Raw genomic sequence first — 15,720 nt, forward strand, 5'->3', positions numbered from 1 at the left:
GCGACCCCCACGAAAGGAGCTCGCGGCGTGATCGTGCACCGCCTCACCGTCGACGGCAAGGACTACTTCCTCCCGGACCCGGTGGACGAGCTCAAGTCCCGCATCCTCTCCGCGGTCAAGGACGGCGGCGGCTACGTCACCATCCCGCCGCTGCGCGGAGGCCCGGGCGTCGACATCCTCTTCTCCCCCGGCATGCCGGTCACCTGGACCCAGATCGAGGTCGGCCAGGCGGAGCCCGAGGAGCGACCCGCGTTCAATATCGACTCGTTCGACGGGATCTGAGCCGACCAGACAGCAACTGCCGAGTACGCGAACAGTCCGCGTACTCGGCAGTTCTCGTTGGAGTTCGCGCGCACTCGCGAGCCGGAGGATCGGGTCAGAGGATGGACGCGTGCTGGCGCGCCCACCGGGTGAACTGCTCGCGCGGCGCCGGACGGGCGATCCAGAAACCCTGAGCCCGGTCGCAGCCCACGGCCGCGAGCCGGTCGTAGTCGCTGCGATGCTCGACGCCCTCGCCGACGACGCGCAGCCCGAGGTCGTGCGCCTCCTGCACCACCCGTGCCAGGGTGTCGGCGCGGGCGACGTCCTGCACGAGGGAGCGGTCGATCTTGAGCTCGGTCGCCCCCAGCTGCTCCACCCGGCGGAACGACGAGTGCCCGATGCCGAAGTCGTCCACCGAAACGGTGACGCCCGCGGCGATGATCCCGGCGAGCCAGGGCGCGACGGGCGGGGAGTCGGCGAGCCGCTCGCCCTCGGTGACCTCCAGGGTCAGGGTGTGCGGGTCGAGGTCGCCGGAGGTGAACGCGGCGTCGAGCATCCGGTACAACGAAGGGTCGCGCAGCTGCGATGCGGAGACGTTGATCGCGACGGCGATCGGACGGCCGTCGGCGGTGGTGGTGGGCCACGCGCTGCACTCGGAGAGGATGCGCTCGGTCAGCGCGCTCAGCATCCCGTGGGTCTCGGCGGCGGCGACGAACACGTCGGGAGCGATCACCCCGCGCTCGGGGTGCGCCCAGCGGGCGAGCGCCTCGGCGGCGACCAGGTTGCCGGTGGCCACATCGACAAGCGGCTGGAAGGCGGCGCTGATCTGCCGGGCCTCCAGAGCGTGCACGAAATCGCGGACGAGGCCGTCGAACTCTTGCTCGCGTGCCTCGGCCGCTGCGACGGCGTCCGGTTCGCTGTGGTGCACCTGGTCGATGGTTGTCGCTCCGAGCCTCCGTGTCAACCGGGCCGACACGACCCGATCCCGGTCAGGAGGCCGGTTCTGCCGCGGAATCACGGCGGATAATGGACTTCCGACCCTGGTCACGCCGCCATTCCGGTGCAAAGACGGGGTTGAATCTCGCGAGTTGGAGGAGTATGGAGCACCACCGCGTGGCCGTACTCGTGCTCGACGGGGCCAAGCCGCTGGACGTCGGCATCCCCGCGCAGGTCTTCTCGACGCGGCCCAGCATGCCCTACCGCGTGCGGGTGTGCGGCGCGGCCCCCGGCCTCGTCACGGGCGGCGACGGGCTCTCGTATCACGTGGCCGACGGCCTGGAGGCGCTGGAGTGGGCCGAGACGGTGTTCATCCCCGGCTACCGCGAGCCGGCCACCACGGAGCCCCCCGCCGCGGTCGTCGCTGCGCTGTCGGCGGCGCACGAACGCGGCGCCCGGCTGGCCGCGATCTCGACCGGCGCGTTCGCACTGGCGGCCACCGGCCTCCTCGACGGCAAGCGCGCGACCACCCACTGGCACTACACGCGGGCGCTGCGGGAGCGGCATCCCCTCGTCCGGGTCGACGAGAACGTGCTGTTCGTCGACGAGGGCGACGTGCTGACCTCGGCGGGCGCGGCCTCCGGGATCGACCTGTGCCTGCACCTCGTGCGCCGCGACCACGGCGTCGCGCTCTCGAACCACGTCGCCAGGCGGCTCGTCGCAGCGCCCTACCGCAGCGGCGGGCAGGCGCAGTACGTGCCGCGCAGCGTGCCGGAGCCGCTCGGCGACCTGTTCGCCGAGACGCGGGAGTGGGCGCTCGCGCACCTGGCCGAGCCGCTGACGCTGGAGGCGCTCGCCCGCAACGCGCGCGTCTCCGAGCGCACCTTCTCGCGCCGCTTCGTCGAGGACACCGGGTACACGCCGATGCAGTGGGTGCTGCGCGCCAGGGTCGACCTCGCCCGCGAGCTCCTGGAGCGCACCGACCTCACGACCGAGCAGATCGCGGCGAGCACCGGCCTGGGCACGGGCGCGAACCTGCGCCTGCACTTCCAGCGCATCCTCGGCACGACCCCCACGGACTACCGCCACACCTTCTCCGCCTGACGCCAGGAGGTTGGCGAGATGCTTGCGGTAGGTGGCAAGTCGGCCACTGGTGGGGTCCCGGCCGGCTGTCGCAGGGTGGAGGGGCACCCCCACGAAAGGACATCATGACCCGCATCGCCGTGAACGGATTCGGCCGCATCGGACGCAACACCCTCCGCGCCCTGCTGGAGCGCAACAGCGAGCTGGAGGTCGTGGCCGTCAACGACCTGACCGCCCCCGACACGCTCGCCCACCTCCTCTCCTACGACAGCTCCCTGGGCCGCCTCGGCCGCCCGGTCGAGGTCGACGGCACCGACCTGATCGTCGACGGCCACCGCATCGCCGTGCTCGCCGAGCGCGACCCGGCCGCCCTGCCGTGGGGCGACCTCGGCGTGGAGCTCGTGCTCGAGTCGACCGGACGCTTCACCTCCGCCGACGCAGCCCGCGCGCACCTGACCGCCGGCGCGAAGCGCGTGCTCGTCAGCGCGCCCGCCGACGGCGCCGACGTCACGCTCGCCTACGGCGTCAACACCGACGCGTACGACCCGGCGAAGCACACGATCGTCTCCAACGCCTCCTGCACCACCAACGCGCTCGCGCCGCTGGCCTCGGTGCTCGACGACCTCGCCGGCATCGAGCACGGCTTCATGACGACCGTGCACGCGTACACGCAGGAGCAGAACCTGCAGGACGGCCCGCACCGCGACCTCCGCCGCGCCCGTGCCGCCGCCGTCAACATCGTGCCGACAACCACCGGCGCCGCGAAGGCGATCGGCCTGGTGCTGCCGAACCTCGACGGCAAGCTGTCGGGCGACTCCATCCGCGTGCCCGTGCCGGTCGGCTCCATCGTGGAGCTGAACACCACGGTCTCGCGCGAGGTGACCCGCGACGAGGTGCTCGCGGCCTACCGCGAGGCGGCCGACGGGAGGCTGCGCGGCATCCTCGACTACTCCGACGCGCCGCTCGTGTCGAGCGACATCACCGGCCAGCCCGCCTCCTCGATCTTCGACGCGGCGCTCACCCGCGCCGAGGGCCGCCACGTGAAGGTCGTCGCCTGGTACGACAACGAGTGGGGCTTCTCCAACCGCGTCGTCGACACGCTGGAGCTGCTCGCGCGCTCCTGACGGCCGGCAGCCCCACCCAGCCGCTCAGTCGCCCGTGCCGGCCTCCGGCGCGGGCGACGGGCGTACCGGGGCGTCGTCGCGGATGTCGATGCGCTTCACGCCGTCGCCGCGGTCGGTGACCCGGATGCGGGGAGCGGCGTCCTCCTCCGTCGCGTCGGGTGCGGTCGTCAGCTGGTCGCGGCGCGCCTCCTCGGCGCTCATGTCCTCGGCGCTCACGTCCTCGGCGCTCATGTCATCGCTCATGCCCCACACAGTGGCCGCGTCCCCGGCCGCACGCAAGCCCGTCAGGAGGTGTGCGCGGCGAGGAAGTCGAGGGTGCGCTGCAGCGCCTCCTGGGCCTCCGGGCTGTCGAGCTTGAACTGGTACTCGTGCGGCAGCGCCGGCTCGTGGTCGGCCGGCCAGAACAGCTGGTCGACCTCCACGCCCTGGGCCTTCAGCGCACGGGCCATCGGGATGGACTCCATCCAGGTCAGCGCGTCGCCGTTCCCGCCCGTGATGAACGTGGGCGGGAAGGCGGGCGTCACGTGGTCGATGGTCGACATGGTGTTGCCGACGAACGTCTGCGACCACGCCTTCGTGCCCGTGTACGACCACAGCGCGGTCTGGAAGCCCCAGGCGCCGATCCCGGTGAGGTCGGCGAGCGCGTCCATGTCGTACACGCCGCAGTTCAGCACCGTCGCCACCAGCTGATCCGCCTCCAGCGCGGGCCGGATGCCCATGAGGTGCGCGTAGTCGGGGTCGGTGGTCAGCAGCGCGAGCTGGCTGGCGAGCTGCGACCCGGCCGAGTCGCCGGCGAGCACGATGCGCGTCGGATCGACGTGCAGCTCGCCGGCGTGCTCGCGCACGTAGCCCAGCGCGTCGTTGAGCTGGCGCACAGCCAGCGGGTACTCGCCCTCCGGGCCGTACGTGTAGTTGAGCGCGACACCCGCGTAGCCGTGGCTCGCGAGGATGCGCAGGTACGGGGTCACGTCGGCGCTCGCCCCCGAGATCCACGCGCCGCCGTGAACCCAGACCACCACGGGCAGCGGCTCGTCCGCCCCGGTGGGCCAGACGGCGTCGAGCGTGGTGTCCGGGGAACCGGGGGCATAGCGGATGCCGCTCCGGACCTCCACCCCCGAACTCGGCGTGTGCCGCTCGAGCTCGGCGACCGTCTCGGCCGCGCCCTTCTCGAACACCGAGCGGATCAGGAGCGCCGACGGCCACGGCGTCGCCCGCACGACGCCGGCGACGACCAGCACGCTCGCCACGGCGATCGCGCCGGCGTTGACGAGGCGCTGGGCACGGCGACTCAGCAGCGGGCGACGCGGCAGCTCGTCCATCGGCGGCTAGCTCCGCGATCCGTCCGCCAGGCAGCGGTCGATCTCGGCCAGCTCGTCGGCGGTGAGCTCGGGGCCGTGGACGGCGACGAGGTTCTGCTCCAGCTGCTCGACGCTGCTGGCTCCGATGATCGCCGAGACCACGACCGGGGTGCGCAGCACCCACTGGAGCGCCAGCTGGGCGAGCGTCTGGCCCCGGCCCTGAGCGATGTCGTTCAGCGCGCGGGCCTTCGCGACCTTCTCGTCGGTGATGTCGGAGGCGTGGAGGAACACGCTCGTCTTCGCCCGCGAGTCCTCGGGGATGCCGCCGAGGTAGCGGTCGGTCAGGAGGCCCTGGGCGAGCGGCGAGAACACGATCGCGGCCGCGCCGGCAGCCTCCACCGCCTCCAGCACGCCCTGCTCCGGGGTGCGGTCGAAGAGGGAGTAGCGCGGTTGGTGCAGCAGCAGCGGGTTGCCGGCGGCGGCCAGCAGCGCCGCCGCCTCGGTCGTGCGCTCCGGGCCGTAGTTCGAGATGGCCGGGTACAGGGTCTTGCCCTGCTGGATGGCCGTGACCAGCGCGCCCATCGACTCCTCCAGCGGCGTGTCGGGGTCGGGCCGGTGGTGGTAGAACACGTCGACGTAGTCGAGGCCGAGCCGCCGGAGGCTCTGGTCGAGCGACGAGAGCAGGTACTTGCGCGAGCCGAAGTCGCCGTACGGGCCGGGCCACATCGTGTAACCGGCCTTGGTGGAGACGACGATCTCGTCGCGGTACGCCTTGAGGTCGGTCGCGAGGATGCGGCCGAAGAACTCCTCGGCGGCCCCGGGAGGCGGCCCGTAGTTGTTCGCCAGGTCGAAGTGGGTCACGCCGCGGTCGAAGGCGCGCAGCACGATCGCGCGCTGCGTCTCGTAGGCGCGCGCGGTGCCGAAGTTCTGCCACAGCCCCAGCGACAGCGGCGGCAGCAGCAGCCCGCTCCTCCCCGCCCTCCGATACGGCATCGCGTCATAACGGGTGGGATCAGCGAGGTGGGGCATCGTCACTCCTGTCGTGGGCACGGCGTACGCTGCCACAACTTAGCAGTGGGCGGTGACTCCGCCGTCACGGAGGAGGCTGTCGCCGCTCGTCCGTCGTCAGCTCGTCGACGAGCGCCAGCAGCCGCGGGCTGCCCAGGATGCGGAAGTGGCCGCCCACCGGCAGCTCCTCGTTGCGCGCCGCACCGCGCAGGCGGCTGCCGCCGGGGATGTGCGGGTCGTACCAGCCCCAGAGCGACACGATGCGGGCGTTGGCGGCGGCCTCCGCGGCGAGCGCGACCATCGCGGGGTCGTCCGGCCGCAGGGCGCGCAGGGCGTGCACGGGCAGGTAGCGCGCCAGGCTCGACCCGGAGAACGGCGTGGCGATCGCGACCGTGCGGCGTACGCGCTCCCCGGCGCCCGGGAGGCCCATCAGCGTCTTGGCGACGAGCCCGCCCTTGCTGTGCGCGACGATCGTGACGTCGCGGAGGTCGTGCTCCTCCAGGTGACGCGCGACGAGCGCCGCACCCTCGGCGAGCGAGAGCCGGTTGCGGCCGAGTGCGGTGATCACGTGCACGGGGTGACCGGCGGCGTGGAGGCGACGGGCGAGCGGACCCATGAACCGCCAGGTCTCGTAGATGCCGGGGAGGAGCACCACCGGCGACCCCTGCGCGCCCCGCGCGGAGCCCGGCGAGACCAGCGCCTCCGGCACCTCGTGGTCGAGCGCCGCGCGGAGCTGGTGCCGGACGGCGTACTCGTAGTCGAGCACCAGCACGCCGAGCCGGCGCAGCGGACGCAGCAGGTCCGCCGGCGAGCGGCGGCCGGCTCCGCTCACGGTGTCGCCCCGACCGCCGAGCGCGCCAGCTCCGTCAGCAGCTCGGCCGTGCGGTACGGCGCCCCGTGCATGACCAGGTGCGGCGGTCCGGCGACGGCCTCCGCCCGGCCCTGCCGCGCCCGCTCCGCGAGCGCCAGCACCCAGGCGTCCCGCGCGATGGGGTCGCGGGCGCCGCGCACCACCAGAACCGGCACGGCCACGTCGGCCACCTCCTCCTCGGTGCGGTACTCCAGCATGGCGGGGAGGTTGGCGAGGTACCAGCGCGGGCCGGCCTTCAGGTAGTCGCCGATCACCACGACATTGCCGCGCGGGCTCTCGCGCAGGGTGTCGAGCCCGAGCAGCATCGCCGCGCGCAGCGGGTGCCGGTCGCGCGGCTGCATCACCGGGCCGAGCAGGGCCAGCGCGCCGGCGAGGTCCGGCCGGAGCTTGGCCAGGGCGATCACGATCTGCGTGCCCATGGAGTGGCCGACGAGCACCGCACGCCGGATGCCGAGGCCGTCGAGCGCCTCCGCCACCGAGCGGGCGAAGCCCTCGATTTCGGGCGCCTCGGCCGGCTTGGGCATGGCCTTGCCGAACCCGGGGAGGTCGACCGCGACCACGCGCCCCGCCCGGGCGAGCACGGGCACCAGGCGCTCGAAGTACCGCGAGGACACCCCGATGCCGTGGACGAGGACGAACACAGGCCCGGCGGGCGCGCCTCCGCCGCCGCCTCCGCCGCCTCCGGTGTCGACCGTGACGACCGCGCGGGTGCCGCCCGGCCTCCGCTTCCTCACCCTCACGCGGCCGGATCGAGAACGGTCTTGATCCACCCCTCCTCGCGCCGGTCGAAGCTGCGGTAGGCGTCGATCGCGCTCTCGGCGCCGACGTGCTGCGTGATGAACGCCGTCGGGTCGAACAGCCCGGCGGCGACCAGGTCGATCAGCGGCGGCGTCACCGCGCGGTGGTTGCAGTTGCCCATGCGCACGCTGAGATTCTTGTTCATCGCGGCGCCGATCGGGTAGCTCGTGAGCTGCGGCGAGTAGACGCCGATGATGCCGATGCGTCCGGCCTTCGCGACCGACTCCACCGCCCAGCGCGCCGCCTGCGTCGGGCTGTCGCCGGGCACCCAGGTGTCCCCGTCGGGGTTCGTCTCGGGCGCGACCTCGCCGACCTCCTGCGCGAAGGCGTCGGCGAGCTGCTCCGCATCCTCGGCGGCCGGGCCGCGCTGGGGGCGCTGGGCGTCCACGCCGACGGCGTCGATCACCGCGTCGACGCCGGCGCCGCGGGTGAGGTCGAGCAGCGACTCCACCGGCGACTCGGCGTTGAAGTCGATGATCTCGGCGTTCTGCGCGAGCGACTGCGCGAGCCGGGTCTCGATGCCGTCGATCGAGAACACGCGGCCGGCGCCCTGCCGGAACGCGGAGGCGATCGCGAGCTGGCCGACGATCCCCGCGCCGTACACGGCGACGGTGTCGCCCCTCCGGACGCCCGCGAGCTCGGCCCCGAACCACGCGGTCGGGAAGATGTCGGAGAGCAGGATCGCCTGGTCGTCGCTCACGGCCTCCGGCAGCGGGATGAGCGTGTGCTGCGCCCACGGGATGCGGGCGTACTCGGCCTGCAGGCCGTTCACCGGGCCCGTCGTCTCCGGACCGCCGAAGAAGGCGGTCCCCGCGGCCGGACCGTTGGGGTTCGCCACGTCGCACTGGGCCGTGTTGCCCGCGCGGCACTGCGCGCAGACGCCGCACGACATGGTCGAGCACACGATGACGCGGTCGCCGGGCGAGAAGCCGCGCACGGCCTCCCCGACCTCCTCGACAACGCCGACCGCCTCGTGCCCGAGGATCGTGCCCGGAACCATGCCGCTCATCGTGCCGCGCACCATGTGCAGGTCGGTCCCGCAGATGGCGCTGGTCGTGATGCGGACGATCGCGTCCGTCGGCTCCTGGATGCGCGGGTCGTCGACGGTGTCGAGCCGGATGTCGCCGACGCCGTGCCACACGACTGCCTTCATGGGGTCCTCCCTCTGGATGCTGTCCCGATCGCCACGGAGGGTACGCCCCGCGCCTCCACCAGGGCCCCGGGTTGAAAACGGCTGCCCACGGGGTACTCGTGAGTGATAGGACAAGCGAAGAGGAGGGGCCATGCCCGCATCCGAGGAGCTGCCGTCGACGCTCGCCCGGTCGCCGAAGCACGCGCAGGAGGTCTGGTCGGCCGCCCACGACGCCGCCGTCGGCGAGTACGGCGAGGGCGAGCGGGCGCACCGCACGGCGTTCGCCGCGCTCAAGCACCAGTACGAGAAGGTCGGCGACCACTGGGAGGAGAAGGAGCAGCGCGGCCCCTCCGACCGCAAGGCCGAGGGCGGGGTCGGCACCCGCGCGCAGACCCAGGAGGGCGTCGACGCGAACGCCTCGAAGGAGCACCTGATGGACATCGCACGCCGGCTCGACATCGCGGGCCGATCCACCATGAAGAAGGACGAGCTGGTCGAGGCGATCAAGCGCGAGAACCGGCGGGAGACGGCCGCGCGACGGCGGTCGGACGCCGCGTCGGACGGCGCTTCGGGCTCCGAAGGAGGGCGCTGACCGTGCGTGATGTGATCGCCTTCATCCTGTGCTTCGCGCTGTTCCTGTTCGGACTGTTCCTGCTCGGGATGGCCAATGTGCTCCCTCCGGTGCAGGGGCTCGTGTTCTTCTGCGGGATCCTGTGCGTCGCGCTGTCGTTCGGCATCCCCGTGCATCTGCTGTCCAAACTCGACTGAGCCCGGTGCGGACACACCCCGCCGGGGTACGGTGAGCGCATGACCGAGCTCACCACGTTGCGCAGCGCGACGACGGACCCGCACGAGGCCGACATGCTGCTGCGCGCGGCCAACGGGCGCTTCGCGTTCGCCCAGGAGCCCGGCCGTGAGTTCGCCTTCCGTGTGGAGCAGCAGGGGGACTCCGACCTGCAGGTGGGCCGCTACAGCATCGGCGGCGACTGGATCTCCGAGGGCGAGTTCGACCAGTTCTGCGTGGCGACGGTGCTCGGCGGCGACTACGAGTGGGACATCGACGGCGAGCGCGACTTCGCGTTCCGCGCCCCGTTCCTCCTGAAGCCGGGAGACACCCTGTACTGCCACGCGCAGAACGTGAGGATGGTGAACCTGTACCTCTCGGCCGACCGGCTGCTCGAGGTCGCGCGCACCACCTCCGGCGACGACTCGCTGGTTCTGGCCTTCGACTCGCCGCGGCCGATCAGCGCGGCGCACGCGGGCTACCTGCTGACGGCGGCGAAGGTCGCGGGCGAGTTCGTCACGTCGGGCACGATCGAGAACGACCTGGTGCGGGCCAGCCTGTTCCACCGGCTGGCGCTCGCGACGGTGAAGTGCTTCCGGATGACGGGCGAGCGGGAGGAGCGGCCGGTGACCCCCGCGGACGTCCACCGCCGCTTCCGCCGCGGCCTGCGCTTCATCGAGGACAACGCCTCGCTGCCGATCACGCTGGGCGACATCGCACAGGCGGCGGGCGGAAGCCTCGCACAGCTCGACATCGCCTTCCGGGAGCACATCGGGATGGGGGCGAGCGCCTGTCTGCGCCGCGTGCGGCTCGGCGCTGCGCGGGACGAGCTGCGAGCGGGCCGCGCCGATGGCGTCGAGACCGCGGCGGCCCGCTGGGGGTTCGCCGACGCCGAGCGGTTCGCGCGGGCGTACCGGGCGGAGTTCGGCGGCGACGACCTCCTCCGCTCGCCGGATGCAGAAGTGTAATCTTCGCGGTCGCTGTATCTTTTCCGCGCATTGCGGACGAGCATGGTGGCAACCCCGGCGGCGGGAGGCCAGCATGGGAACACTCACCTACGACTCGACGGCGATCGCGTTCGACGATCGCCTCCTGCTCCACCTGCAGATCGTGATCGTCAACAAGCTGCGGCGCCGGGAGTCGTTCGCGATGTCGTGGCGCGACGCCGCCGAGACAGGGGACGGCCGCAGCGCGATCTGGATCGACCCCAGCATCCCGCTCTTCTTCAAGTACGACGGCTCGCGCGTGCCGACGATCAACCGGGAGTGGCTGGCGCTGCTCGCGGAGTCGGCCGGAAGCTCCACCGGCCTCATCGTGTGCGCCGAGGACGGCTCCCCCGAGCGCGCCGCGCGGTTCTTCGACCACGAGCGCTCCCACCGCGGCCGCACACCCGCGCCCTATTAATCGCCCCGATCCCCGGGCTGTCAATGCCTGACGGGCGCCTCCCATCCCCGGTTCGGTGGGGCTACATCACCGGAGACGAGAAGGGGAATCACTCATGTTCTTCCACCGACAGGAGTTGCAGCACACCGTCAAGCCGAACCAGCCCGACGCGGTCTACGCGCGCAAGCTGCAGGAGGTGCTCGGCGGCCAGTACGGCGAGATCACGGTCGCGATGCAATACGGGTTCCAGGCCTGGAACATCCACATCCCTGGCAAGTACCGCGACCTGCTCTACGGCATCGGCGCCGAGGAGTTCGGCCATGTCGAGATGCTCGCGATCATGATCGCGCAGCTCCTCGAGAAGGCGCCGCTCGGCATCACGGAGGACGCCGTGCAGAACGACCCGACGGTGGCAGCGATCATCGGCGGCACCGACGTGCAGCACGCGATCGTCGCCGGCGCCGGCGCACGCCCGGTCGACAGCAACGGCAACCCCTGGTCCGGCGCGTACGTGACGGCCAGCGGGAACCTGCTCGCCGACTTCACCGCCAACGCGAACGCGGAGATGCAGGGCCGCCTCCAGGTCGCCCGGCTCTACAACATGACCGACGACGCGGGCGTGCGCGACCTGCTCGCCTTCCTCCTGGCCCGCGACACCATGCACCAGAACCAGTGGATGGCCGCGGCGGCCGAGCTGCGAGCGGAAGGCGCAGAGGACTTCCCGGTCCCGAGCAACTTCCCGCTCAAGCAGGAGGACCGCAGCGTGTCGTACCAGTACCTCAACTTCTCCGACGGCCCGGCGGCCGCCGACGGCAGCTGGGCGAGCGGCCCCACCCCCGACGGCAAGGGCGAGTTCACCTACCACGACGGCCCCACCACGACCGCGCCGATGCCGCCGGTGACGCACCCCGACTCCCGCTTCTACGGGACGACGGAGCTGCCGAACGTGGTGGAGAAGGCGGCGGGGGTGGTGCAGGACAAGCTGAACAAGGAGTAGGTGGGGGCGGGTCGCGGGAGGGGTCGGCCGGGAGGCCGGCCCCTTTCCACAGCCGTGGCTATGTAATATTTAACAGTTGCAATTTCAGACTTCAGTTGGCTAAGTTTGCCCCCAAGGGGATCGCTGACTGGAGATCGTTCCGGCGGCGCCGGGTGATGACCGCTGTCAGCACCATTCGATCGAGAACGATGGGGAGCGCCATCCGTGGCGCGCTCGGATTGGGTGCGAACAATGAAATTGCTCGGGAGGAGCATTGCCAACGCTGGCGGCGCGGCGATCGCCATCGCATCGCTGCTGTGCATGGGTGGGGTGGCGGCGAACGCTGGGGAACCGGAGCCGGATCCCTTGGCGGCGGTGGCCAGGGTCGCCCCCGAGTCGGTGAGCGACGCGGCTGACGTGCAGCCGGTCACCACTTCACCGGAGGCCGTCGACGCCACGGTCAACGGGACGAACGTGATCGTGCCGTCTGATCCGGAAGAGAGCGTCCGGCTCTCGTCCGGAAACGGTGACGCATCACTGGGACTTCCGTTTGCAGGAGTGGCTGACGGTGCCGTCGTGAGAGGCGACGGAGCCGTGTCGTATGACAACAACAACGGGTCATCGACCGTTCCGATCGTTCGACGGGATGGAAGCGTCCAGATCAACACGGTGATCCGCCACTCGGGCGCTCCGAAGCGCTACGACTACGCCGTCAGCGTGCCGAGCGGACAGTCGCTCCACCTCGCACCGGACGGGTCCGTGTATGTCGCCGCCGAGACAGGTGTTCCAAGCTTCTACATCGCGGCTCCGTGGGCGAAGGACGCCGCCGGCAATCCCGTTCCCACCCACTTCGAGCTAGCGGGCAAGACTCTGACTCAGGTGGTCGATTTCACCGCGGAGACAGCATTCCCCGTCGTGGCCGATCCCACGGTCTACAGCACCGGTCAGGCGTCGTACAACTGCGTCCTGACGAACGGGAGCAGCTATTCATGACACCAGGAGCACCGCTCACCAACTGCAAGGGCAGTTACCTGCAGAAGTACTACAACGGCGTGATGGCGAAGTCGGTAGGGCTGATATTCAACGGAAAGTACAACGTCAAGCCGACGGGCGCCGGTTGGTGCATTCTCGCGCTCGCCGGAGCCGCGACGCTGGCATGGAACCCGATCAGCGCCACCGGGCTGTGGGTCGCTTCTACAGCAATCACCCTCGGCGGCGCATACGGGAGCTGCTACCAGATCTAGCGGGTCATCGGCCCCCGCGTCCGCCCGTCGTCTGGCGGATCCGGGGGCCGCTGGGCACCCAGATGGCGACGAAGAAGACCATGGCAACGATCACAGCAAGCACCACCCCGAACCAGACCGAGCTACCGCGCGCCACGGTCAGGACCAAGGCCAGCGAAATGACCAGCACCAACGCGCCGACGGCCAGGTAGGCGACAGCCGCCAAACCCCGCGGACGCGTGTCGACCTTGTTCCGAACCGCGCGGTCGATTGCGATTGCGACAAGGGCAGCGGCGGCAGAAACCAATCCGCCCATCTGAACCGGCAGTATCGCGAACGCGAATACCGATCCCCCGGCTAGCAGCGCCAGAGCCGAGGAGTACCACACCCGCCCTGCGTTACGGGCGGGCCTCTCGCTATCGTTCTCGTTGGTCACGTGTCCCCCTTGCGAGCGTGTTCGACACTTCCAGCATAGAGAAGAGACATCTCATATTCTAGTTACGGGTCCGCCGGTCACTCCAGCGGTACACCGTTCCCGCGACGGCGGGGAGGGCTGCAGGCGGTGGCAATACCCCACCCGCCCCCGCCGCGCAGCCCCCTTGCCGCGCCCGCCCCCGGTGGTTGCATCGGGGCATGCCTGAGAACCAATACACCTTCGACAACCCTGTTGACCGTTACCCCAGCATCGAGCCGCCGGCGGAGCACGTGGACGAGCCGGGCACCGAGAAGGACCTCACGCCTCCCGCGGACCACGGCGAGACCAGCTACGTCGGGTCGGGCCGGCTGACCGGGCGCAAGGCGCTCGTCACCGGAGGCGACTCCGGGATCGGTGCGGCGGCCGCGATCGCGTTCGCGCGCGAGGGCGCCGACGTGGCGATCGTCTACCTGCCGGAGGAGGAGGAGGACGCCCAGCGCATCGCGGGCCTCATCCGCGAGGCGGGGCGCACGGCCGTCACCATCGCCGGCGACCTGGCCGAGCGCTCCTTCACCGACGAGGTGATCTCGCGCACGGTCTCGGAGCTGGGCGGCATCGACATCCTCGTCAACAACGCGGGCAAGCAGGTCGCGGTCGAGAGCCTCACCGACATCACGGACGAGCAGTTCGACAAGACCATGAAGACGAACGTCTACGCGATGTTCTGGCTGACCCGCGCGGCCCTCCCGCACCTCCCGGCCGGCTCGTCGATCATCAACACGACGTCGATCCAGGCGTACCAGCCGAGCGAGACGCTGGTGGACTACGCGACGACGAAGGCCGCGATCAACACCTTCACGAAGGGCCTGGCGCAGCAGCTGGCGCCGAAGGGCATCCGCGTGAACGCCGTCGCCCCCGGCCCGATCTGGACGCCGCTGCAGCCGAGCGGCGGTCAGCCGGCGGAGGCGCTGCCCGAGTTCGGCAAGCAGACTCCGCTCGGCCGCGCCGGGCAGCCGGCCGAGCTCGCCCCCGCGTACGTCTTCCTGGCGTCTTCGGAGTCGAGCTACGTCATCGGTGAGACCCTTTCGGTGACCGGAGGCATGCCGACGCCGTAGCGCGCGCCTCCGCTTGTCACGACACGCCGCCCCGGGGAGTCCCGGGGCGGCGTGTTGCGTCAACTCGACGGTCGGCCAGCGGGGGCGCCGGAGGAGGTGGCTACTCCCAGGGCAGCCGCAGCAGGTGCGCGTCGGCGTTCTCGGTGAGCACCAGGTGCGTCGCCGTGGCGATGCCGCGCAGCATCCCGGAGCGCTGGTGCGGCACCGCGACGAGGGCGCCCTCCTCGCGCACGCACGCGATCGCCTTCGCCCCGTGGCGCGGCAGCTCCCCGAGCGGCAGCGGGCAGGGCGGAAGCGGTGCGAGCGGCGTGCCGAGCGCTCCGCACAGCAGGGGCCAGCCCAGCAGCAGGAGGTCGACAACGGCGGCGAGCGGATTGCCCGGCAGGGCGAGCAGGACCCGGCCGTCCGGCAGCTCGGCGAGCAGCACGGACGATCCGGGGCGGAGCGCCACCCCGTCGATCACGAGCCGTGCGTCGAGCCGGGCCAGCGCCTCCCGCACCGGGTCGGCCGGGCCGTGCGCCGTGCCGCCCGACGAGATCAGCAGCCCGGTGCGGGCGCGGGCGATCGCCGCGGCGACGTCGTCGGCGTGGTCGAGCGCGCGGACCGCCGTCGCGCAGCGTCCGCCGAGGGAGGAGAGCAGGGAGGGCATGAGCGGGCTGAGCGCGTCCGTCACCTGCCCGGGCCCCGCCTCCGGTCCGGCCAGCTCGTCGCCGGTCGCGATTGCGGTGATCAGCGGCGGCGCCAGCACGTCGACGGACGCGATGCCCGCCGCGGCGAGCAGGCCGATCGCGGGCGGGGTGAGGCGCGCGCCGCGCTCCAGGAGCACGTCCCCCGACTCCGCCTCCTCCCCGCAGCGCCGGATGTCGCGCCCGGCATCGAGCGGGGCGATGGTGTCGACGAGCATGCCGTCCGGCCCGGACTCGAGGATGCCCTCCTCCGCCCTCAGCACGGTGCTGGTGCCGGGAGGCACGGGCGCGCCGGTCGCGATCGGACGCGCCTCCCCGGGGGTGAGCGGCACGATGCCCGGCGCCATCCCTGCGAGCACGGGCTCCCCCTCGCGCCACGGCCCGTCGCCGGCGACCGCCCAGCCGTCCATCGCCGAGTTGTCGAAGCGCGGCACCGAGCGTTCGGCGCGCAGGTCGGCGGCGAGCCTGAGGCCGGCGGCGCGCCCGAGGGGAACGTTCAGCGTGCGCGCGGGGTGGCGGCGGCCGACCTCGTAGGCGAGCTCGCGCGCGTCCTGCCAGCTCTTCATCGCGCGCCCTCTGCCGGTCCGCTTCCGGCGCGTCGCGCGGCGAACCGCCGGGGCGGCGTGG

The 15,720-nt window shown here is 71.8% G+C and carries 20 protein-coding genes; 11 read left to right on the forward strand and 9 right to left on the reverse strand.

Annotated features, from left to right (window positions below; genetic code table 11):
• Positions 1-27 precede the first annotated feature (27 nt).
• Complete coding sequence (locus P5G50_RS02165) at positions 28-282, forward strand: hypothetical protein (RefSeq protein WP_301212725.1); 255 nt, start codon at positions 28-30, stop codon at positions 280-282.
• Between the two features lie 94 nt (positions 283-376).
• On the opposite strand, the gene P5G50_RS02170 is transcribed toward P5G50_RS02165, so the two are convergent.
• The gene (locus P5G50_RS02170) at positions 377-1,189 is read right to left on the reverse strand and encodes an EAL domain-containing protein (protein ID WP_301212726.1); all 813 of its coding nucleotides are present in this window, start codon (positions 1,187-1,189) and stop codon (positions 377-379) included.
• 170 nt (positions 1,190-1,359) lie between these two features.
• On the opposite strand from P5G50_RS02170, the gene P5G50_RS02175 reads away from it, so the two are divergent.
• Positions 1,360-2,301, forward strand: coding sequence for a GlxA family transcriptional regulator (locus P5G50_RS02175; protein ID WP_301212727.1), 942 nt, complete (start codon positions 1,360-1,362; stop codon positions 2,299-2,301).
• A 104-nt stretch (positions 2,302-2,405) separates the two neighbouring features.
• Complete coding sequence (gene gap / locus P5G50_RS02180; protein WP_301212728.1) at positions 2,406-3,404, forward strand: type I glyceraldehyde-3-phosphate dehydrogenase; 999 nt, start codon at positions 2,406-2,408, stop codon at positions 3,402-3,404.
• A gap of 24 nt (positions 3,405-3,428) precedes the next feature.
• Here gap and P5G50_RS02185 read toward each other — a convergent pair whose 3' ends face one another.
• The 6 genes from P5G50_RS02185 to P5G50_RS02210 form a co-directional block, all read right to left on the reverse strand.
• Entirely contained in the window at positions 3,429-3,647 is a 219-nt protein-coding gene (locus tag P5G50_RS02185) for a hypothetical protein (protein ID WP_301212729.1), read from the reverse strand.
• Between the two features lie 41 nt (positions 3,648-3,688).
• Positions 3,689-4,723, reverse strand: coding sequence for an alpha/beta hydrolase (locus tag P5G50_RS02190; protein ID WP_301212730.1), 1,035 nt, complete (start codon positions 4,721-4,723; stop codon positions 3,689-3,691).
• A 6-nt stretch (positions 4,724-4,729) separates the two neighbouring features.
• Positions 4,730-5,731, reverse strand: coding sequence for an aldo/keto reductase (locus tag P5G50_RS02195; RefSeq protein WP_301212731.1), 1,002 nt, complete (start codon positions 5,729-5,731; stop codon positions 4,730-4,732).
• Positions 5,732-5,795: 64 nt separating this feature from the next.
• Positions 5,796-6,542 (reverse strand): esterase/lipase family protein, encoded by a 747-nt coding sequence (locus P5G50_RS02200; protein WP_301212733.1) that lies wholly within the window; start codon positions 6,540-6,542, stop codon positions 5,796-5,798.
• Positions 6,539-7,321 (reverse strand): alpha/beta fold hydrolase, encoded by a 783-nt coding sequence (locus P5G50_RS02205; RefSeq protein ID WP_301212735.1) that lies wholly within the window; start codon positions 7,319-7,321, stop codon positions 6,539-6,541. Before P5G50_RS02205 ends, P5G50_RS02200 begins: the two co-directional genes overlap by 4 nt.
• The gene (locus P5G50_RS02210; RefSeq protein WP_301212736.1) at positions 7,318-8,532 is read right to left on the reverse strand and encodes an alcohol dehydrogenase catalytic domain-containing protein; all 1,215 of its coding nucleotides are present in this window, start codon (positions 8,530-8,532) and stop codon (positions 7,318-7,320) included. Before P5G50_RS02210 ends, P5G50_RS02205 begins: the two co-directional genes overlap by 4 nt.
• A 130-nt stretch (positions 8,533-8,662) precedes the next feature.
• Between P5G50_RS02210 and P5G50_RS02215 the strand changes: the two genes are divergently transcribed.
• From P5G50_RS02215 to P5G50_RS02245, 7 genes are all read left to right on the forward strand, one after another.
• Positions 8,663-9,103: a ChaB family protein gene (locus P5G50_RS02215; RefSeq protein ID WP_301212737.1), complete on the forward strand. Its 441-nt coding sequence runs from the start codon at positions 8,663-8,665 to the stop codon at positions 9,101-9,103.
• A 2-nt stretch (positions 9,104-9,105) separates the two neighbouring features.
• The gene (locus P5G50_RS02220; RefSeq protein WP_301212738.1) at positions 9,106-9,279 is read left to right on the forward strand and encodes a hypothetical protein; all 174 of its coding nucleotides are present in this window, start codon (positions 9,106-9,108) and stop codon (positions 9,277-9,279) included.
• Between the two features lie 39 nt (positions 9,280-9,318).
• Positions 9,319-10,263, forward strand: a complete 945-nt coding sequence (locus tag P5G50_RS02225) for an AraC family transcriptional regulator (protein ID WP_301212739.1) — start codon at positions 9,319-9,321, stop codon at positions 10,261-10,263.
• 73 nt (positions 10,264-10,336) lie between these two features.
• Positions 10,337-10,699 (forward strand): DUF7882 family protein, encoded by a 363-nt coding sequence (locus P5G50_RS02230; RefSeq protein ID WP_301212740.1) that lies wholly within the window; start codon positions 10,337-10,339, stop codon positions 10,697-10,699.
• 94 nt (positions 10,700-10,793) lie between these two features.
• Positions 10,794-11,675: a manganese catalase gene (locus tag P5G50_RS02235; RefSeq protein WP_301212741.1), complete on the forward strand. Its 882-nt coding sequence runs from the start codon at positions 10,794-10,796 to the stop codon at positions 11,673-11,675.
• Between the two features lie 231 nt (positions 11,676-11,906).
• Positions 11,907-12,647 carry a hypothetical protein gene (locus tag P5G50_RS02240; RefSeq protein ID WP_301212742.1) on the forward strand — a complete coding sequence of 247 codons (741 nt, stop codon included), beginning with the start codon at positions 11,907-11,909 and terminating at the stop codon, positions 12,645-12,647.
• Positions 12,644-12,898, forward strand: a complete 255-nt coding sequence (locus P5G50_RS02245; protein ID WP_301212744.1) for a hypothetical protein — start codon at positions 12,644-12,646, stop codon at positions 12,896-12,898. Before P5G50_RS02240 ends, P5G50_RS02245 begins: the two co-directional genes overlap by 4 nt.
• Positions 12,899-12,902: 4 nt before the next feature.
• Here the strand turns inward: P5G50_RS02245 and P5G50_RS02250 are convergent, their stop codons facing one another.
• Positions 12,903-13,313, reverse strand: coding sequence for a hypothetical protein (locus tag P5G50_RS02250; protein ID WP_301212745.1), 411 nt, complete (start codon positions 13,311-13,313; stop codon positions 12,903-12,905).
• A 197-nt stretch (positions 13,314-13,510) separates the two neighbouring features.
• On the opposite strand from P5G50_RS02250, the gene P5G50_RS02255 reads away from it, so the two are divergent.
• Entirely contained in the window at positions 13,511-14,407 is an 897-nt protein-coding gene (locus tag P5G50_RS02255; RefSeq protein ID WP_301212746.1) for a glucose 1-dehydrogenase, read from the forward strand.
• Between the two features lie 100 nt (positions 14,408-14,507).
• Here P5G50_RS02255 and P5G50_RS02260 read toward each other — a convergent pair whose 3' ends face one another.
• Positions 14,508-15,659 (reverse strand): molybdopterin molybdotransferase MoeA, encoded by a 1,152-nt coding sequence (locus P5G50_RS02260; protein WP_301212747.1) that lies wholly within the window; start codon positions 15,657-15,659, stop codon positions 14,508-14,510.
• Positions 15,660-15,720: the final 61 nt, after the last annotated feature.

Source organism: Leifsonia williamsii (genome assembly GCF_030433685.1).
Lineage (GTDB): Bacteria > Actinomycetota > Actinomycetes > Actinomycetales > Microbacteriaceae > Leifsonia > Leifsonia williamsii.